This window comes from Paenibacillus sp. J22R3, assembly GCF_056269305.1.
In genome coordinates this window covers 1,307,812-1,328,094 of record NZ_JBWDNS010000001.1, presented here as the reverse complement: position 1 = coordinate 1,328,094, position 20,283 = coordinate 1,307,812, and the positions used below count along the sequence as shown (strand labels likewise).

The window sequence follows — 20,283 nt, the reverse complement described above, 5'->3', positions numbered from 1 at the left end:
TGACGCTCGAATTTGATTTTCACCCCGCTCTGGGCGGATGCATAAGATGGTCTATAACCAAGTGCGCATACTGTCATTTGGGTTGCCTTAACGGAAGGCGCTGGGGCAGTTAGAGAGGTGCTGCTAACCGAGCCGCGGTATACGCGCGTCTAACGGTTACAGTAGTACTGCTAACCGAGCCGCGATGCACGCGCGTCTAACGGTTACAGTAGCACTGCTAACCGAGCCGCGATGCACGCGCGTCTAACGGTTACAGTAGGAAAGGAGTGATACCCTTATGTTGACAGGGGTTCAGGTCTTGCTTCTTGGCGGTGACGCTCGGGGGCTTGAGGTCATCCGGAAGCTGACCGAGCTCGATGCGTCGGTAACGGTTGCGGGCTTTGATCAGCTGCATTCCTCACTGGACGGAGCGGTGCGCGCCGAGCTCAGCGAGGATTTATTTGCGAATGCCGATGCGCTTGTGCTTCCGGCTGTCGGAACGGACGATGACGGCAAAATCATTGCTGTTTTCAGTGACCGCGAATTAATGCTGACTGATGAGTATGTTGCACGTTTACCGAAGCATTGCACCGTGTATACGGGGATGGCAAAGCCATATTTGCGGAATTTATGCGGCAAATATGCCATTAGGCTTGTTGAATTGTTCGACCGCGATGATGTTGCCATTTATAACTCGATCCCGACAGCGGAAGGTGCTGTCATGATGGCCATTCAGAACACGGATATTACCATTCATGGTTCATCTTGTATGGTGCTCGGCATCGGTAGAACAGGATTTACATTGGCACGAACCTTGCAGGGACTTGGGGCAAAAGTGAAGGTAGGGGTGCGCCGCGAGGAGCATTTTGCAAGGGCGTATGAGATGGGGTTTGAACCCTTCTACATCAAGCAATTACAGCAGTTTGTGGGGAATATTGACTTGCTTTTTAATACAATTCCGACTATGATAGTCACAGCGCAAATTATAGCAAATTTGCCATCGCGAGCGGTCATAATTGACCTCGCTTCGAAGCCCGGCGGAACGGATTTCCGCTTTGCCGAGAAGCGCGGAATTAAAGCGTTGCTCGCCCCCGGCCTACCAGGAATCGTCGCACCCAAAACCGCTGGACGTATCATTGCGGATTGTTTAAGTCGATTGATTGAGGAAGATTTCAGGCAACGGGGGAATGAGCAATGAAATGGCAAGGCAAAACGGTGGGCTATGCGCTCTCCGGTTCTCACTGTACGTTTGCAGAGGTCATGCCGGTCATTCAGCGGTTTGTTGACGAGGGAGCGAATGTAGTTCCGATTGTGACGCAAACGCTGATTACTACGGATACGCGATTTGGAACTGCGGCAGAGTGGCAGCGGCAACTGAAATCCATCACTGGCAATGAAATTATTTCGACAATCGTCGATGCTGAGCCCCTGGGGCCGTCTAAACTGCTCGACGTTCTTGTTATTGCACCTTGCACGGGCAATACGACAAGTAAACTCGCCAATGCGATGACAGATAGTCCTGTACTCATGGCTGCGAAAGCGCAGATGCGCAACCAACGCCCGCTTGTTCTCGCAATCTCGACGAATGACGGTCTCGGCTTAAACGCCGCTAACATTGCAAAACTTTTAGTATGTAAAAACGTTTATTTTGTACCCTTCGGACAGGATAATCCTATCCAGAAGCCTAACTCGCTTGTCGCCAAGATGGAGCTGGTACCTGAGGCTTGTGAAGCCGCCTTACTAGGTAAACAGCTGCAGCCTTTATTGATTGAACGTTCTTAATTTGTAAGTAGTAAAATCTCAATTTTACGAATTCAGATGTAATTGGAGTAATCCTTGACTGACGTTCTTTTTTTGAGGGGAGACAACAACCAGCATGTCGAATCAGAAGTTGTTTAACGTCGCAGTAGTTGGTGCGACAGGCGCAGTAGGAGAACAAATCATTGGTTTGCTCGAGAAAAGGGATTTTCCGATTGCAGAACTGAAATTGCTGTCTTCCGCACGTTCTGCAGGTACGAAGATCATATTCAAGGGAAAAGAAATTACGGTGGAGGAAGCTTCACCGGATAGCTTTAAAGGAATCGAAATCGCCTTGTTCAGTGCGGGCGGCGATGTGACTAAAGCACTTGCCCCCCACGCTGTCGAGCATGGCGCTGTTTGTATCGATAATACGAATGCTTATCGGATGGACCCGGATACGCCGCTAGTCGTACCTGAGGTGAATATCGATAAGGTAAACGATCACAAAGGGATCATTGCGAATCCGAATTGCTCGACGATCCAACTGGTTGCAGCGTTGAAGCCACTGCAAGACCGTTATGGTATTTCACGAATTATCGTTTCCACCTATCAAGCCGTTTCCGGCGCAGGCAGTCGTGCAATCGACGAGATGCTGCGTCAAACTCGCGAGGTGCTGGATGGCAATGACCTGATACCGGATATATTGCCGGTAGGGTCGTTACCCGTGAAGCATCAGATTGCATTCAACGCCATTCCGCAAATTGATAAGTTTCAAGACAACGGTTATACGCTTGAAGAAATGAAGATGGTTCGCGAAACAAAGAAAATCTTGGGCGATGAGTCCATCGACGTAACAGCGACATGTGTTCGTATTCCTGTCGTTTATGGTCACTCGGAGTCCGTATACGTAGAGCTCAAAAAAAATTATGAACTGGAAGACGTCAGGACGCTCATTGCTGAAGCTCCGGGTGTCGAGCTTGTCGACGATCCTGCAGGTCAACGTTATCCGCTTGCTACTGAAGCGGCAGGCAAACCTGAAGTGTTCGTGGGACGACTTCGCCGTGATCTAGGCCATGCACGCGGTTTGAATCTATGGATTGTTTCCGATAATCTGCTCAAAGGTGCAGCATGGAATGCTGTACAAATCGCAGAATACATTGCAATTGAGAAAGAATAGACACTACACAAGTGAAGCAGGTTGTTCAGGAAGCTAACGATTCGGCGACGTTGTTCTCGTTCGGATACGGAGGCTTGTGAATGCGCATCCTCGTTCAGAAGTTCGGCGGGACTTCATTGTCCTCGGACGAAGCAAGACGATTAGTAATCGGACATATTGATCGGGAACGGCAACGACAGTACGGACTCGTCGTTGTCGTCTCAGCAATGGGGAGAAAAGGCGATCCCTATGCAACGGACACGCTTCTCTCGCTTATTCGCAATCACGGTGATTCATTGCCTGCCAAAGAACGCGATATGCTGCAGGGTTGCGGAGAAATCATCTCCGCTGCTTTATTGTGCAGCTTGCTGCGTGCCTCTGGGATCGCAGCAATCGCTTTGACCGGCGGTGGCGCAGGTATTATTACAGATAATCAATATGGGCGTGCCCGTATTATTGAAATTCGGACGGAAGCCATTCATAAAGCGCTTGAGGATGGCCAAGTTGTAATCGTTACCGGATTTCAAGGTATAACCGAAGCAGGGGATATTACGACGCTCGGCAGAGGTGGCAGCGATACTTCGGCAACTGCCTTAGGGGCTGCACTCCGCGCAGAGCGAGTCGATATTTATACAGATGTAAACGGCATTCTAACCGCAGATCCCAGGATCGTGAAGGATGCTCGGCCGTTATCCGTAATCAGCTATGCTGAGATCGGCAATATGGCAAGGCAAGGCGCGAAAGTTATTCATCCGCGAGCAGTAGAGATTGCACAGCAAGCGCGCATTCCGCTTCGCGTACGTTCTACCTTCTCTGAAGAGGAAGGTACGCTTGTGACAGACACCTTCGATGCTGCTGCCAAAGCTTCTGCAGTGCGCGATCGTCATGTCACAGGTGTGGCGCATGTCAGCGGCGTAACTCAAATTACGGTACAGGCGCAGGATGGTCACACCGATGTCCAATTGCAAGTGTTTCAAGCAATGGCAAGGCATCAAATCAGTGTTGATTTTATTAACGTAAATCCCGGTGGAGCAGTATATACCGTATTCGATCATGATGCAGACAAAGCGGTTTCGGTTCTGCATGATATCGGTTATGCACCGCGAGCAGTAAGCGGATGTGCCAAAATCTCCGTCATAGGCGGCGGAATGAACGGTGTTCCCGGCATCATGGCACGTATTGTGGAAGCGCTGACGGAGCAAGGCATTCCGATCTTGCAATCCGCAGATTCCAATACTACAATCTGGGTGCTGGTCAGTGAAAATTATATGGCCGGCGCACTGCAGGCGCTGCACACTAAATTCTCATTACATGAATAGCAATCGTAAGTAGTCCTTATAATCATGCAATCTCGAAACACGATACCAGATTACGGAGTCGAGACAGCCGATTCACCTTGGGAGGAATCATACATGGATTTCGGAAGAATAATTACGGCAATGGTTACCCCGTTCCATGCGGACGGGTCGATTGACTGGGAAACGACAGGGCGGTTAATGGACTACTTGATCGAGGATCAGCAAAGCGACAGCATCGTGGTTTCCGGGACGACCGGTGAATCTCCTACGCTGACGGATGACGAGAAGATCGCTTTGTTTACTTATGCTGTAGAGCACGCTCGCGGACGCTGCAAAATTATTGCAGGCTCCGGAAGCAATGAAACGGCACATTCGATCCACTTGACTCAAGTGGCTGAGAAATGCGGAGTAGATGGGGCATTATTGGTTGTGCCTTACTACAACAAGCCGACGCAAGAAGGCATTTTCCAGCACTTCAAAGTTATCGCTGAAGGCACTAAATTGCCAATTATGGTTTATAACGTACCTGGCCGTACGATTGTCAGCATGTCTGCGGAGACTACACTTCGTCTTGCGCAAATTCCGAATATCGTGGCTACGAAAGAGTGTGCTTCCCTGGACCAAGTGACATTAATTGCTTCGCAAGCGCCTGCAGGTTTCCGCGTTTACAGCGGTGATGACAGCAGTGCTCTGCCTGCGGTTGCTGTAGGGGCTCATGGTATTGTCAGCGTGGCCAGCCATATTATCGGCAAGCAGATTCGTGAAATCATCGAGTCTTATTTGAAGGGCGATGTTGCACAAGCCTACAAGGTGCATGCCGCTTCGCTGCCTATTTTCAGAGGACTGTTTGATCTTCCGAACCCTGTCCTTGTGAAAGCGGCACTGAACCTGAAAGGATTGCCTGTAGGAGGCGTTCGTTTGCCTCTTGTGGATGCAAACGAGTCAGAGTTAGCTGCGCTCCGGGGTATTTTGAACTAATACGCTATTCACTGCTCGTGGTACTTCATTCCGCAGTCGCCACAAACCGGTGCGCTTGCATCGGTTTTTTGTTTGTACATAGAGAAGGTCATTCTTGATTGGACATTTTCTGCTTTACTTGTTTTTCGTATTTTCAATCATGTATAATGAAAGCAAGTGACGGTGTGCGGCAAAATATTGAAAATGTGTAACGCCAAGGGTGGCGTTGAACAGCACTAGTTATTACTTGTATGAAGCGCGTTCCTGCGGGAGGAACGTCCAGCCATACAATTTGGACAACTATTATATAAGTTCGATCAGATTAGCTTCGGTTTCTGTCGTTTCGGCAGTGATGAGGTCTGGTTTGTTTCGTAAAACTATTAGGAGGTACGGATACACTTGTCTAAGAAAAACATCCAGGATAAGCTGCTTATTTTCGCACTGGGCGGCGTCGGTGAAATCGGGAAGAACATGTATGTCATTCAATATGGTAATGATATCGTAGTCGTAGATGCAGGTCTTAAATTCCCGGAAGAAGATATGCTCGGAATTGATATCGTAATCCCAGACATTACGTATTTAACGGAGAATCGCGATAAAGTTAGAGGGATTCTGATTACGCATGGTCATGAGGATCACATTGGCGGCTTGCCATATGTATTGAAGCACTTGAATGTGCCGATTTACGGTACGAAATTAACACTGGGCCTAATCGAAGGCAAATTGAAGGAAGCGGGCTTGCTTGGCGAGACCAAACGCATCCTGATCAATGCAGATTCGGAAGTTCAATTGGGATCCATGAAAGCGTCGTTCTTCAGAACGAACCACAGTATTCCGGATTCTGTTGGCGTATGCTTAGATACTCCTGAAGGCACAGTCGTGCATACGGGCGACTTTAAATTCGACCATACTCCCGTAAACAATCAATATGCTGACTTGCAGCGTATGGCGGGAATCGGAGCACGCGGTGTTCTGGCATTGCTTTCGGACAGTACGAATGCTGAACGTGCAGGCTTCACACCATCGGAAAGCAAAATCGGTGTGGAACTTGAAGATATTTTCCGTAAAGCTACACAACGTGTCGTAGTTGCTACATTTGCATCCAACGTTCACCGTATTCAACAAGTGGTGAACGCAGCAATAGCAACGAAGCGCAAAATCGCCGTTGTTGGCCGCAGCATGGTCAATGTCGTGTCGATTGCTTCTGAGCTTGGCTACTTGAACATACCGGAAGGCACAATCATTGAGCCTGAAGAAATCAACAAAATGGCAGCTGACCGCGTTGCAGTCCTATCCACTGGCAGCCAAGGCGAGCCAATGTCCGCTCTTACGCGCATGGCGCGTTCCACACATCGTAAGGTTGATATTATGCCTGGCGATACCGTTATTATTGCTGCAACTCCAATTCCGGGTAACGAGCGTTATGTTGGGCGTACAGTAGACGAGCTGTTCCGTCTCGGAGCTAACGTTATCTATGGAGCTGGATCTGTTTCCGGTGTTCACGTTTCGGGTCATGGCAGCCAAGAAGAATTGAAGCTAATGCTTAATCTCATCAAACCGAAATACTTCATTCCGATTCACGGTGAATACCGTATGCTCCGCCAGCACGCATTGCTAGGCGAATCCGTCGGAATCGAGCGCGAGAATATCTTCGTTATCGACAATGGCGATACTGTAGAGTTCACAGGCGGAGTTGCCCGTAAAGGCAGCAAAGTGCCAGCTGGTAACGTTCTGATTGATGGACTTGGCGTAGGTGATGTAGGTAATATCGTACTCCGCGATCGTAAGCTTCTGTCCCAAGACGGCATTCTGGTTGTCGTAGTAACGCTGAGCAAGCAAGATGGTGCGATTTTGTCCGGTCCGGACATCATCTCCCGCGGCTTTGTTTACGTACGCGAATCCGAAGGCCTGCTCGAGGAAGCTAACCGTATCGTAACTTCAACCTTGCATAAGCTGATGAACGATAAAGTCAATGAGTGGGCATCGCTCAAAACAAATGTGAAAGATGCACTCGGACGTTTCTTGTATGAGCAAACGCGCCGTCGCCCAATGATTCTGCCAATCATCATGGAAGTATAAATTGTCCCACCAATAGGAAACGGTCTCCGAAGAGCGTCATGCTCGAATTCGGAGACCGTTTCTTTTTGCCCATAATTGCATAATTCTACAGGCAGATTCCATACTATGCAGAGCCGACCATAGGCAGTCTAGGTGGAACGTTGAGGAGGACAAGGCATATGTTTGAGGATGAACTAGTTTTTAAATCGGAGCAGCCGGAGCCACCGGCACCTGATCGGAAACCGAGCACTAATCCGGTTGTGGAAACGATTCAGCAGCTCGGTCAGACGGCGACACCGCAAGCGGAGTCCAATATATTTTGTATGACGATTATCGGCCAGGTAGAGGGACATCTCGTATTGCCTCCACAGAACAAGACAACAAAGTATGAGCATCTAATTCCCCAGCTAGTCGCAGCTGAACAAAATTCTAAAATCGAAGGCATCATGATTGTGCTCAATACGGTCGGCGGGGATGTGGAAGCAGGGTTAGCTATAGCTGAAATGATCTCCTCGCTAACGAAACCTACGGTAACACTAGTCCTTGGCGGAGGTCATTCGATCGGGGTACCAATAGCGGTAGCCGGCAATAAATCGTTTATCGCGGAATCCGCAACGATGACCATACATCCGATTCGATTAAACGGACTCGTAATCGGGGTTCCGCAAACCTTCGAATATTTGGACAAAATGCAAGAGCGGGTCGTTCGGTTTGTCACATCCCATTCCAACATAACGGAAGCGAAGTTCAAAGAATTGATGTTCAAGACAGGCGAATTGACCCGGGATATCGGAACGACGGTTATTGGTCCGGACGCGGTGAAGCATGGTTTAATCGATGCGGTTGGGGGCATTGGTCAAGCACTGCGCGATTTGAATATACTGATCGATCAGCGCAAGCAAGGGGCAGCTGCCGGGGCAGGAGGTCTGACACAATGACGATTTATTCAACCATGCCTCTTGAGCTTGTCTATGACGGAATCAACCATCAGCCGGGTCCTTATGTGTCCATCAGAATAGGGGATGTACAGCTGCAAATCGAGTCGGTTACGCCGGGTGTCGGCCGTATCGTACGTTTGCTTGACGGGCCGTTAGATGCGTATTTACGTCCGGAGTTATCGCCGGGAACGTTGATTCCTTTTGGGCATCCATCCTCGTAGAAAGCCCGCCCTTGCTGGATAATAGTAGCACATCCTATGGTCTCCTATGGTATAATGACTACCAGAGGTGACCATTTTGGCGAAGAAAAAGAAGAAGCGCAAGAGCTCAATTGGGACGAGCCTTAAATATGAAGTTTATGGTATTTTACTCATAACCGTATCCGTAATCGCGCTGTCGGGTGAAGCAACGGTTGGCCGTTCCTTGTCCAAATTATTTGGTTTATTGCTGGGTAAGTTTTATTTTGTACTTCCACTTGTCGGCATCTATGTCGGGCTGATCGTCATGATGAAACGCGCCTGGCCTACAGGCTGGTCCACCCGTAAGACGGGCTTTCTGCTCGCAGTGCTTGCTTGTACCTTATGGAGCTCGGTAGCTGTTATGGATCTGAAAACAGAGCCGACCGGCGGTCTGTCAGCTTCTTACATACTCTCTCAACTTGGAAGCGATATCCGCGGGACATTAATGACCTCAGCACAACAGGCTCAGGCGGAAGGTGTCGTTCAGACGGTAAGCGGTGGGTATGCGGGAGCCATTCAATATACGCTGCTTTATTGGCTGTTTGGTTATTTTGGCGCGAAGTTCGTGATGATCGTCATGTTTGCGATCGCAATCATGCTCATGACCAACAAATCCTACGTGGATTTGCTGCGTGCAGGCCGTATCAGAGGCGGACGTTTCTGGTCTTTGCTGCGGATGAAGTTGTTCTCGAAGAGGCAGACGTTGGCAACTGCAGGTGCGAAAGCAGGACCGGTTAAAGGCAATGTCGTTACCTTGGATGACCTGGATGACGATGATGATGAGAATTATGCGCCGGTGCATAGCCCGCGTGCGAAGAAGAGCAGATTCCCGATTTTCTCTTGGTTTAATGAGGTACCGAAGGCCAATGAGGATGCTCATGATTCTGAATGGCAGATGGATGACGGACAGACCACAGATGCTAAAGGTCAAGCGGGTCGGATGCCTTGGCAAGAAGATGAAGACGCGGACGAGCTTGGGTGGCAAGCGAATGTACTGGAGCAGATTGAAGAACGAACAGCGAAATCAAAGGAAGAGCCGCTTCCCGCTTGGGAGCTTCCTTACGATGATGATAAGGATAACGCCGAGGTACTGACTGATTTCCATCCGATTGACAATCCGGCTGAAGTGGATGATGGCTTGCCTGGGGCGGATGATTTCGAGGAAGAGCTGCCGATGGTTGCAGCCATACCGACAAGTCCTGCGATCATGCCTGATGACCCGGATTCAGTGGAAGGCACAGTCAGCGTCGTGAAGCGACCGACGGAGAAACCCTATGTGTTGCCATCGTTTGCGCTCCTGCAGAAGCCAAGCGGGCTTGGCAAAACAGGGGAAACAGCCGACTCCTTGGAATCCAGACGTAAACTGGAAGCCACGCTTGAGAGCTTTGGCGTAAGAGCCAAGGTGCTTGATGTTGTGCGGGGTCCGGCTGTAACTCGGTATGAAGTACAGCCTGCAACCGGCGTTAAGGTTAGCCGAATTGTCGGTCTGACCGATGATATCGCGCTTGCTCTTGCGGCGAAAGACATTCGGATGGAAGCGCCGATTCCGGGCAAATCGGCGATAGGAATCGAAGTGCCGAATACAGAAGTGTCGGTTGTCACGATGCGAGAAGTGATGGAGACACCGTCATTCTTAAATGCCAGCTCGAAGATGTCGATTGCTTTTGGCCGTGATATCTCCGGGCAACCCATTGTCGGTAACCTGGCTAAGATGCCGCATTTGCTCGTAGCGGGTGCTACAGGCTCAGGTAAATCCGTCTGTATCAACGGGATTATTACAAGCATTCTGTACAAGGCGCGCCCTGATGAAGTGAAGCTGCTTATGATCGATCCGAAGATGGTCGAGCTCAACATGTACAATGGGATTCCTCATTTGCTTGCACCGGTTGTTACGGATCCGAGACGCGCTTCATTAGCATTGAAGAAGATCGTCGTTGAAATGGAGAAACGCTATGAGTTGTTCTCCAAGTCAGGCACGCGTAATATTGAAGGTTACAATACGCTTATGGCGGAGAATCCGGCAGCGGTACTCCCTTATATCGTTGTTATCGTGGATGAGCTGGCAGATTTGATGATGGTTGCCGCTAACGATGTCGAGGATGCGATTTGTCGTCTTGCTCAGATGGCGCGTGCTTCGGGGATCCATCTGATTATTGCCACGCAGCGTCCGTCCGTTGACGTTATTACAGGTGTTATCAAGGCGAATATTCCTTCACGTATTGCTTTCGGTGTTTCATCGCAGGTCGATTCACGTACCATTCTGGATATGGTCGGCGCGGAGAAATTGCTCGGTCGAGGCGATATGTTGTTCCTGCCTGTTGGTATGTCCAAGCCAATTCGGGTGCAAGGTGCATTCCTCTCCGATCATGAGGTAGAAGCTGTTGTAGCTTATGCACGCGGTCAAGGTGAAGCCGAATACAAAGAAGATTTGGTGCCGGAGATCGATGATTCCGTCTCCGAGAATGAAGAGATTCTGGACGAACTGTACGATCAAGCGGTAAGGATCGTGCTGGAAGCGAAGCAGGCGTCGGTTTCCCTGCTCCAGAGACGGATGCGTATTGGTTATACACGTGCTGCCAGGCTGATTGACCAGATGGAAGCGCGTAGTATTGTAGGACCTTACGAAGGCAGCAAACCACGTGAAGTGCTGCTCACAATGGATCAATACGACGCAGGAAAGATTAGCTCTTAAGGCAAATTCATGCATAATCGTATCCTTGATTTCTCATACTAGGAATATGCTTCGCTTGCTTTGCGAATCCATTTGCAAGAGAAAGGCAGATTCTAAAGATGAGAAATCGTTTAATTACGGTGACCATCGTCATCGTCCTTCTGTTGTTCGGCGCCTTCACATTGAAGCATGCCTCGTTCGGTAAAACAACCGAAACGTTCAGCAGCGCTACACTCAAAGTCGGGTCATCAGGAAAAGACGTCACAGAGCTGCAAGGCCGGTTGAAAGCACTTGGCTACTTCGACGGCAAAGTTGACGGAGTTTTCGGGGCCAACACGAAAAAAGCAGTCACATGGTTTCAATGGAAGTTCGGCCTCAAATCCGATGGGGTTGTCGGGGCAAAGACGAAATTGAAGCTGTGGGAAGCAACGAAGAATTGGAAACCGTCTGCAGCAGATACGAGCAGCGGCGGGAGCAGTGGCAGTGGGTCAAGCGGTAATCAGAACACTTCGGGATCAGATGTAAACAAGTCCAACAACCTTGGTTTGTCTGCGAATGATCTTAAGCTGATGGCCAATGCCGTGTATGGTGAATCCCGCGGAGAGCCATTTATCGGACAGGTAGCTGTGGCAGCCGTTATTTTGAATCGAGTGAAGTCACCGAGCTTCCCGAACACGGTTTCCGGTGTTATTTTCCAGCCGGGGGCTTTCACGGCAGTGGCCGATGGACAAATTTGGTTGACACCAAATGAGAACGCGAAGAAAGCGGTTCAGGATGCCATCAACGGTTTAGATCCTACCGGCGGTTGCCTCTATTACTTCAATCCGGTGACTGCAACATCCAAATGGATATGGTCACGTCCACAGGTGAAAACGATCGGAAAACATATTTTCTGTATGTAGTAATTTGAGGAGCAGCCTGCTGATCGACGCGGGTTGCTTCTTCCATTTCCGATCGGGTAGAATGGAATAGATCCTAGGAAATTGGAATAGATTGACTTTATAAACTTGAGCGGAAGGGGGTCGTGTTGCGTGAGCAACTCTCCATTTCAACGAGGACAGCTGAATCGAATTCGCTTGCATGTTCTGCCCACACAGCGCTTCAAAACATTTTCTATTTCCTTGTACTGTGGTCTCCCGCTGACAGAAGAGACCGTTACTCCGGTAGCGCTAATACCATTTGTGCTGCGCCGGGGAACGGCATCCACGCCGGAGACAATTGAGTTCCGCGAACGTCTTGATGACTTGTATGGTGCAGGCTTCGGCTTCGACGTATACAAACGCGGTGATGCTCAAATTATCCAGTTCAGAATGGACGTTATTAACGACCGGTTCGTTTCGTCCGAGCAGCCGTTGCTTGGCGAATCTTTGAAACTGTTAGGTGAGGTCCTTACCGAGCCGACATTAGAGAACGGGCATCTTCGCGCCAAATACGTAGAAGCTGAGAAAGAAACGCTGCGTAAGCGTCTTGATGCGATCATTAACGACAAAATTCGTTATGCAGCGGAGCGTTGCTTAGAGGTCATGTGCGAGGATGAGCCCTATCGGCTTCACCCGCTCGGCAAACTCGAAGACATTGCGAGTCTGACACCGGAGTCCGTTACAGCGGCTTATCGAGGGTGGCTGTCCAATGCTGCATTTGATTTGTATGTAGTCGGGGACACTTCACTGGAAGAAGTGAAAGCGCTCGTAGCGGAGGCGTTCCATCATAATGAGGGAGCACCGGCCGATTATAAGCTGCCGGAGATTCGCAAGCCGATTAGTCAGGTTCAGACGGTAGTCGAACAAATGGACGTCAATCAAGGGAAGCTGAACCTCGGCCTTCGGATTAACACGGCTTATGGCGATGATGATTATCCGGCAGCTCTGCTGTATAACGGTATTCTGGGCGGCTACCCGCATTCCAAGCTATTCCTTAACGTACGTGAGAAAGCCAGTTTAGCTTATTATGCTTCCTCTCGCTTAGACGGGCATAAAGGCATTTGCACGATCCAATCCGGCATTGAAATCGCCAATTACGATAAGGCGACTACGATTATTAAAGAGCAGTTAGAAAGTATGCGAAGCGGCAGCTACAGTGATCTGGAAATGAATCAGACGAAAGCGATGATCGCCAATCATCTGCGGGAGCTTCAAGATTCCGCTAATGAAATGATCGGCTTCGATTTCAATGCTATTCTATCCAAGCGCGAGCGTTCCGCTGCGCAGCTCCTAGAGCAAGTACAGTCCGTTACTGCTGAGCAGATTGCGGCTATCGCACACAAAACCGAGCTCGATACGATCTATTTCCTGCGTGACAGGAAGGAGGGCTAAGCCTATGGAAACGTTAGCTTACCCAGGCGTTCAAGAAACGCTGTACCGTGAAATTTTACCGAATGGTTTGGAAGTAGTTGTTCTGCCCAAGGAAGGGTTCAGCAAAACCTATGCGACATTCTCCACTCGATACGGATCGATTGATAATCGGTTTGCCGTAGGCGATCAAGCACCGATTTCAGTTCCGGACGGCATCGCTCATTTCTTGGAGCACAAGATGTTTGAAGAGCCGACAGGTGATATTTTCGCAACCTTTGCATCGCAAGGTGCATCGGCCAACGCATATACCAGCTTCGACCGCACCGTTTATCTCTTCTCGGCTACGGAGCAAATCGATGCGAACCTGGAAACCTTGCTTAACTTTGTGCAAAATCCTTACTTCACCGACGAGAACGTCGAGAAGGAAAAAGGGATCATCGAGCAGGAAATCAATATGTATCGCGACAATGCGGATTGGCGTGTTTATTTCGGGCTGATCGATGCGCTATATCACAAGCATCCGATACATATCGACATTGCAGGTACGGTCGATTCGATCCGTCAGATTACCAAAGAAACGCTGTACAGCTGCTATGAAACCTTTTACCACCCATCCAACATGTTTCTGTTTGTTGTGGGAGGCGTGCAGGCGGAAGCGGTTATGAAGCTCGTTCGGGAGAATCAGGCGCGCAAAACCTTCGAGCCGCAAGGCCCGATCTCCAGATTTTTCGATCCGGAGCCGGATACAGTGAAAATTCCGCGTAAAACAGCAGCTTTACCTGTTTCTATGCCGAAGTGCATGATTGGCTTTAAAGAGGATCGCGGTGCTTTGAAGCCGGAGGAGCTGCTTCGCACGGAACTTGCAACAAAGTTGATGTTAGAAGCGTTATTAGGTTCAAGTGCACCTATTTATCATGCTTTATATGATGATAATCTCATATCGGATTCTTTCGGGCATGAGTTCAACAGCAGTGAGGATTATGCTTTCTCCGTTATTGGCGGCGAAACGCGCGATCCGGATGAGCTTATTCGCCGGCTCCGTGCTGCTATAGATGAAGCACAATCAACGGGTCTTAACGAGGAGACATTCGAGCGGACCAAACGCAAAAAAATCGGCGGCTACCTTCGTATGCTGAACTCCCCTGAAGCAATCGCCGGTGAATTTACACGCTATCGTTTCCGTGGCGCAGATCTGTTCAAGATGCTGCCCGTCTATGAAAGCATTACGCTCGAAGAAGCAAATGAGCGGCTGCGTAATCATTTTGACTGGAATCGAATGGCTGTATCCATCGTAGCGAAAGAATCCGTTTGAAAACATTAAAAGAAATGACGGTGCTCGTGACCGGGGGAAGCCGTGGGATCGGAGCGGCCATTGCGCGCCGCTTCGCCGCGGAGAACATGAACGTCGTCATTCATTATAATCAAGCGCACGAAGCGGCCAACGAGACGGCTCGCAGCTGTATGCGGCTCGGTGCTGCGAATGTGTTGACCGTCACGGCGGATATTCGTTCGAAGGAACAACTTATTCGCATGCGCGAGAAGCTGGAGTCTCGCGGCATGATGCCGGATATCGTCGTTAACAATGCCGGTATTGCCCATTACAGTATGTTAAATGATGTTACGGAAGAAGCTTGGGATGAAGTCATGAACGTGAATTTAAAAGGTATGTTTCTCTGTACGCAGCTCTTTATGCCCGCGATGATTTCCCAGCGATTCGGTCGTATTATTAACGTCTCGTCCATATGGGGGATGTCAGGTGCCTCCTGCGAGGTGCTGTATTCAACCAGTAAAGGCGGCATGAATGCCTTCACGAAAGCATTAGCCAAGGAATTGGCGCCGTCAGGAGTTACTGTTAATGCAGTAGCGCCCGGGGCTGTCGATACCGTGATGCTGGACAACCTCAATGCAGAAGAGAAGTCGGCATTGGAGTCTGAAATTCCCGTTGGCCGTTTTGCGCAGCCTGAGGAGATCGCATCGCTAGTTTATTTCTTGGCGTTGCCGGAGTCCGCGTACATTACAGGTCAAATCATTAGTCCAAACGGCGGATGGCTGACTTGATGTTCAAATCCGAATAAGATTGATCCTTTGCGTGTACAATACGGTTGTTGCCGTATAACGGCTAACATGCGAAGGAGGAACAGAAACAATGTCAACTGTCCTTTCTAATTTCGAAACATGGAAGCATTTCTTGAGCGATCGCGTGGATCAGGCCAAGGGAATGGGATTGAATGAAGACACTATCGCAAATCTTGCCTATGAGATCGGCTCCTTCCTTGGAGAAAAGGTCGATCCCAAAAACGAGCAGGAACGCGCAATCAAGGAACTTTGGGATGTCGGCGACGAACAGGAACGAAAAACGATTGCTGGCCTAATGGTCAAGCTTGTACAAAGCTCGTAAACCTTCCACGAGAAAAGCCTCCCGAAACGGAGGCTTTTCTGTAATGTTTGCCTGAGGTTGCAGGATATTGACGAATATTGTAGAATAATCTTTTATCACACATGAATTATTACCTTATTACCTATTCCTCCACAAACACGAGGTGTCATAATGGAATTTAAACAATGGTACATGGAATACAGAATACATAAGAACCGCCCGGGCTTGCTTGGCGATATCGCTTCTTTGCTCGGTATGCTGGAAGTTAACATTCTTACGATTAATGGTGTAGAGAACCGCACACGCGGCATGCTGCTGCAAACGAATGACGACGAGAAGATCGAAATTCTCGGACGTATGCTTCAGAAAGTTGACAACATTACGGTACTTAAGCTGCGTGAACCAAAACTCGTAGACATATTGGCCGTACGTCATGGCCGCTATATTGAACGTGATTCTGACGATCGCAAAACATTCCGATTTACGCGGGACGAGCTTGGGATGCTGGTTGATTTCCTTGGAGAAGTGTTTAAACGAGAAGGTAACCAATTAATAGGATTGCGTGGAATGCCGCGCGTCGGTAAGACGGAATCCATTATTGCGGGCAGCGTTTGCTCCAATAAGCGCTGGACATTCGTTTCTTCTACGCTGCTTAGACAAACGGTGCGCAGCCAGCTGTCGGAAGAGGAAATGACCCCGAACAATATTTTTATTATTGACGGGATTGTCAGCACAATTCGCTCGAATGAGAAACATCATGCGCTTTTACAAGAAATTATGGCAATGCCATCGACGAAAGTTATCGAGCATCCGGATATTTTCGTGAAAGAATCGGCGTATGAATATAGTGATTTTGATTATATTATCGAATTGCGAAATACACCCGACGAGGAAATTTCTTACGAATCGTTTACGATGGGCTTTAACGATTTTTGATGAAATGAGGAGGTGTGGTCATGTCGGATTTGGGTGCCTTGCTTCAGAAGGCGAGGGAACAGCGAAGGCTGTCCCTGGATGACATCCAGGAATTGACGAAAATTCGTAAACGCTATCTTGAAGCGATTGAGGAAGGCAATTATAGCGTGCTTCCCGGTTCATTCTATGTGCGTGCGTTTGTGAAGAACTATGCGGAAGCAGTTGGGCTTGATGCTGACGAGGTTCTTCGGTTGTACAACAAGGAAATACCCTCTAACGTTCCGGAGCAAGTGGTGGAGCCGATCCAACGACCACGCCGCTCTCAAACGCAAGCCAATGATCGATGGGGCAAATGGGGATTCCGTACGCTGATGTGGTCGTTTCTGCTCTTGATTATCGTAGTTGTTTATATTTATGCGATCAAGCAGCCGAACAAAGATAATGTGGATACGACAGATCAGACGAAGATGACGGACCAGACGAAAGCGCCGGAGACCAATCCGGATAAGGATACGGTCAAGAATAATGATAATGCTTCCACGAACGAATCTACCGGAGGCAAAGATGAAGTTCCTGTTACGCCGCCGCCAACAGAGGAGAAGCCCGTGGAGGAGCCTGTTGTGCCAGCTACAACGCTGACACTTGATCGTTCTTCCGGTTCGACGGATTATTACAAGGTTGCCCCTGCCGGCGCGCACAAGATCGTGTTTAATGCGACAGGCCGTGCTTGGATCGGGGTTAAAGAGAAGAACAAAAGCGGGAAATATATTTTGCAGCATCAATTCAATAAGACCGGCGAAACCATTGAGCTTGATATAAACGGCCCCGCCTATATCAATGTCGGACGTGCGGATTTAGTTGAAGTGACCCTAGACGGCGTTGAGATGGATGACGGAAATGCAGCAAATCCACATCGTATGCAGCTCGATATGGTTGAAGCAGATGCAACAGATGCAGCTAATAAGACTGCTGAGTAGCGCACAGAGGCATTCACCCCGGGAATAGCCGGGATGAATGCCTTTTCTTGCGCAGTAAGATGCGTTATAATACTTGTCAATGAAAAAGCAAAGGAGCTGCAATGGAAGATGGCTGAGAATTCATTTGATATCGTATCGAAAGTCGATATGCAAGAGCTGAACAATGCAATTACACAAGCGGAGCGGGAGATTGAAACGCGTTTCGACTTCAAGAACAGCAAGAGCAGCATTGCAATCGAGAAAGAAGATATCGTCGTTGTATCGGATGACGAGTACAAATTGGCAAGCGTCATTGATATTTTGCAATCCAAAATGATCAAACGCGGTGTTCCCATCAAGAACATGGAATTTGGCAAATTGGAGCCTGCTTCGGCAGGAACGGTTAGACAGAAGATTAAACTGAAACAGGGCATCGAGCAGGATATTTCTAAAAAAATTAATATTCTGATTCGTGATTCCAAGCTGAAAGTGAAAAGCCAAATTCAAGGTGATTCCATTCGCGTAACCGGTAAGAGCCTTGATGATTTGCAAGCGGTCATGGCGTTGCTGCGCGGCGCAGATCTTCAAATTGATCTGCAATTTACGAACTACCGCTAAGCGATTTACGTACATAAGAAGAGTCCCGGTCCGCAGGCAAAGTCGCGGTGGCTGGGACTTTTTCGTATTTTGACACTGTATATGCCTTGTATTATACTTGTTAGGATAGCTTTACGGAGGGGTTTGGGGGATACAAAATGACAGAACGAGTGAAAGTCGTAACATTGGGCTGCGAGAAGAATTTGGTCGATTCGGAGATTATGTCCGGTCTAATCGATCAACGCGGCTACCAATTGGTGGATCAAGCAGATGATGCCACCGTTATTATCGTGAATACGTGCGGATTTATTGATGCGGCTAAGGAAGAGTCCGTCAATACAATTCTAGACATGGCGGAATTCAAGCAAACAGGCCGGCTTAAGGCGCTTATCGTCTCCGGTTGTTTGACGCAGCGCTATAAGAAGCAGTTGATGGAAGAAATGCCGGAGATCGACGGTATCGTCGGTACAGGCGATTTCCATCAGATTACGGATATTGTCGAAGAAGCGCTTCGCGGTAAACGTCCGGTTAAAGTCGGAAATCCGGCCTTTGACTATGATCAGAAGCTCCCGCGTCTAGTGACAACGCCGCGTTACACAGCTTATGTCAAGATCGCCGAAGGCTGTGACAACGCTTGTACATTCTGTTCGATTCCGATCATGCGCGGTAAATTCCGCAGTCGTTCGATGGAATCCATCGTGGCTGAAGTGGAGATGCTGGCTAAGCAAGGTGTGAAGGAAGTCAGCTTGATTGCACAGGATTCGACGAATTACGGTACGGATCTGTACGATAAGTTTATGCTTCCGGAATTGCTGAATCGTGTGAGCGAAGTGGAAGGCATTGCATGGGTGCGTCTGCATTATGCATATCCGGGCTTCTTTACGGACGAATTGATTGATACCATCGCCGCAAATCCGAAAGTGTGCAACTATATTGATATGCCGCTTCAGCATAGTGAAGATTCCATTCTGAAGAGAATGCGCCGCCCGGGACGTCAAACGGATACTCGTGCATTAGTACAGCGTATTCGTGCCCGCATTCCGGATGTAGCGCTTCGGACTTCCATTATTGTTGGGTTCCCAGGTGAAACCAACGAGGATTTCGAGCGGCTGTGTGACTTCGTACGCGAGATGAAATTCGATCGTTTAGGTGTGTTTACGTACTCGGCGGAAGAAGATACGCCAGCGGTTCGCTTGCCGGATGCTGTTCCTGATGACGTGAAAGAGTGGCGCTCCAATACACTCATGGAAATTCAGCGTGAAGTATCCAAAGAGCTTAGCGGCAAACATGTCGGCAAAGAGATCGACGTGCTGGTAGAACGCTATGACGGCCGCAGTGATGTATACGTTGGTCGCTCGGAATACGATGCACCTGAAATTGACGGTGAAGTGTTTATCTCGAAATGTAAAGCCGCAATCGGCGAAATTCAAAGGGTGCGCATCACGCACGCTTACGAGTTTGATATGTCCGGGGAGGGGCTCTCGTGAATTTAGCCAACCGCATTACGCTTGTCCGCATCTTTTTGGTGCCCATAATTATGGTGCTGCTGCTGATCAACGTTGATCTGAAGCCGCTCACCTACGATGATTTTTCCATTACATGGAACCAGATTTTGGCCGCGCTAGTCTTTATCGTTGCAGCGAGCACGGATGGACTTGACGGCTATATTGCACGCAAGAACAAAATCGTCACTAATTTGGGCAAGCTGTTAGATCCGCTGGCAGACAAGCTGTTAGTTGCGGCGGTGCTTATTTCGCTTGTTGAAATGGCTAAGCTTGATGCATGGATCGCGATCGTCATCATCAGTCGTGAGTTTGCAGTGACCGGCCTTCGCCAGATTGCATTACTTGAAGGCTCTGTTCTGGCTGCCAGCACGTGGGGCAAATGGAAGACAGCCATACAAATTACGATGATTATCGCGTTATTGCTTAACAATTTCCCGTTTGCATTTCTGGATTTTCCGTTCGATTTGATTTCTAGCTATGCAGCGGCACTCATCACGGTTTACTCCGGTATCGATTATTTTGTCAAAAATAAAAATCTCATTCCGGTAGCATAAACCGGCATTAAAGCATTAAACATGTAGCATCACTCCTTCTGTTCGTCAGGAA

At 48.9% G+C, this 20,283-nt stretch carries 19 protein-coding genes; all 19 read left to right on the top strand.

From position 1 onward, the window contains the following. Window positions 1-277 precede the first annotated feature (277 nt). Complete coding sequence (gene dpsA, locus AC0YN4_RS06040; RefSeq protein ID WP_475779578.1) at window positions 278-1,177, top strand: dipicolinate synthase subunit DpsA; 900 nt, start codon at window positions 278-280, stop codon at window positions 1,175-1,177. After that, on the top strand, window positions 1,174-1,761 hold the full coding sequence (locus AC0YN4_RS06035) for a dipicolinate synthase subunit B (protein ID WP_090976436.1): 588 nt from the start codon (window positions 1,174-1,176) through the stop codon (window positions 1,759-1,761). Before dpsA ends, AC0YN4_RS06035 begins: the two co-directional genes overlap by 4 nt. 94 nt (window positions 1,762-1,855) lie before the next feature. Further along, entirely contained in the window at window positions 1,856-2,896 is a 1,041-nt protein-coding gene (locus tag AC0YN4_RS06030) for an aspartate-semialdehyde dehydrogenase (RefSeq protein ID WP_475779579.1), read from the top strand. An 80-nt stretch (window positions 2,897-2,976) separates the two neighbouring features. Then, window positions 2,977-4,194, top strand: coding sequence for an aspartate kinase (dapG, locus tag AC0YN4_RS06025; protein WP_475779580.1), 1,218 nt, complete (start codon window positions 2,977-2,979; stop codon window positions 4,192-4,194). Between the two features lie 93 nt (window positions 4,195-4,287). Further along, window positions 4,288-5,151, top strand: a complete 864-nt coding sequence (gene dapA / locus AC0YN4_RS06020) for a 4-hydroxy-tetrahydrodipicolinate synthase (RefSeq protein ID WP_475779581.1) — start codon at window positions 4,288-4,290, stop codon at window positions 5,149-5,151. A gap of 378 nt (window positions 5,152-5,529) precedes the next feature. Further along, a complete protein-coding gene (locus AC0YN4_RS06015; protein ID WP_475779582.1) occupies window positions 5,530-7,209 on the top strand; it encodes a ribonuclease J in 1,680 nt (559 codons plus the stop codon). A 158-nt stretch (window positions 7,210-7,367) separates the two neighbouring features. Then, window positions 7,368-8,126, top strand: coding sequence for a ClpP family protease (locus AC0YN4_RS06010; protein WP_475779583.1), 759 nt, complete (start codon window positions 7,368-7,370; stop codon window positions 8,124-8,126). Continuing rightward, a complete protein-coding gene (locus AC0YN4_RS06005; RefSeq protein ID WP_090976425.1) occupies window positions 8,123-8,347 on the top strand; it encodes a YlzJ-like family protein in 225 nt (74 codons plus the stop codon). The genes AC0YN4_RS06010 and AC0YN4_RS06005 overlap by 4 nt, the downstream gene beginning before the upstream one ends. 76 nt (window positions 8,348-8,423) lie before the next feature. After that, a complete protein-coding gene (locus tag AC0YN4_RS06000; RefSeq protein ID WP_475835400.1) occupies window positions 8,424-11,057 on the top strand; it encodes an FtsK/SpoIIIE family DNA translocase in 2,634 nt (877 codons plus the stop codon). A gap of 98 nt (window positions 11,058-11,155) precedes the next feature. Continuing rightward, window positions 11,156-11,938, top strand: a complete 783-nt coding sequence (sleB, locus tag AC0YN4_RS05995) for a spore cortex-lytic enzyme (RefSeq protein WP_475835399.1) — start codon at window positions 11,156-11,158, stop codon at window positions 11,936-11,938. Between the two features lie 129 nt (window positions 11,939-12,067). Next, a complete protein-coding gene (gene yfmF, locus AC0YN4_RS05990) occupies window positions 12,068-13,348 on the top strand; it encodes an EF-P 5-aminopentanol modification-associated protein YfmF (protein WP_475779586.1) in 1,281 nt (426 codons plus the stop codon). Window positions 13,349-13,352: 4 nt separating this feature from the next. Next, window positions 13,353-14,639, top strand: a complete 1,287-nt coding sequence (gene yfmH / locus AC0YN4_RS05985) for an EF-P 5-aminopentanol modification-associated protein YfmH (RefSeq protein WP_475779587.1) — start codon at window positions 13,353-13,355, stop codon at window positions 14,637-14,639. A 14-nt stretch (window positions 14,640-14,653) separates the two neighbouring features. Then, window positions 14,654-15,385, top strand: coding sequence for an elongation factor P 5-aminopentanone reductase (ymfI, locus tag AC0YN4_RS05980; protein WP_475780094.1), 732 nt, complete (start codon window positions 14,654-14,656; stop codon window positions 15,383-15,385). Between the two features lie 88 nt (window positions 15,386-15,473). Continuing rightward, window positions 15,474-15,725, top strand: coding sequence for a DUF3243 family protein (locus AC0YN4_RS05975; protein ID WP_475779588.1), 252 nt, complete (start codon window positions 15,474-15,476; stop codon window positions 15,723-15,725). 150 nt (window positions 15,726-15,875) lie between these two features. Then, window positions 15,876-16,640: a DUF3388 domain-containing protein gene (locus AC0YN4_RS05970; protein ID WP_090976411.1), complete on the top strand. Its 765-nt coding sequence runs from the start codon at window positions 15,876-15,878 to the stop codon at window positions 16,638-16,640. A 20-nt stretch (window positions 16,641-16,660) separates the two neighbouring features. Then, on the top strand, window positions 16,661-17,596 hold the full coding sequence (locus tag AC0YN4_RS05965) for a RodZ domain-containing protein (protein ID WP_475835398.1): 936 nt from the start codon (window positions 16,661-16,663) through the stop codon (window positions 17,594-17,596). A gap of 108 nt (window positions 17,597-17,704) precedes the next feature. Further along, window positions 17,705-18,193 carry a YajQ family cyclic di-GMP-binding protein gene (locus AC0YN4_RS05960; RefSeq protein WP_090976407.1) on the top strand — a complete coding sequence of 163 codons (489 nt, stop codon included), beginning with the start codon at window positions 17,705-17,707 and terminating at the stop codon, window positions 18,191-18,193. A 137-nt stretch (window positions 18,194-18,330) separates the two neighbouring features. After that, window positions 18,331-19,659, top strand: coding sequence for a 30S ribosomal protein S12 methylthiotransferase RimO (gene rimO / locus AC0YN4_RS05955; RefSeq protein ID WP_475779590.1), 1,329 nt, complete (start codon window positions 18,331-18,333; stop codon window positions 19,657-19,659). Further along, window positions 19,656-20,231: a CDP-diacylglycerol--glycerol-3-phosphate 3-phosphatidyltransferase gene (gene pgsA / locus AC0YN4_RS05950; protein WP_090976403.1), complete on the top strand. Its 576-nt coding sequence runs from the start codon at window positions 19,656-19,658 to the stop codon at window positions 20,229-20,231. Before rimO ends, pgsA begins: the two co-directional genes overlap by 4 nt. Window positions 20,232-20,283: the final 52 nt, after the last annotated feature.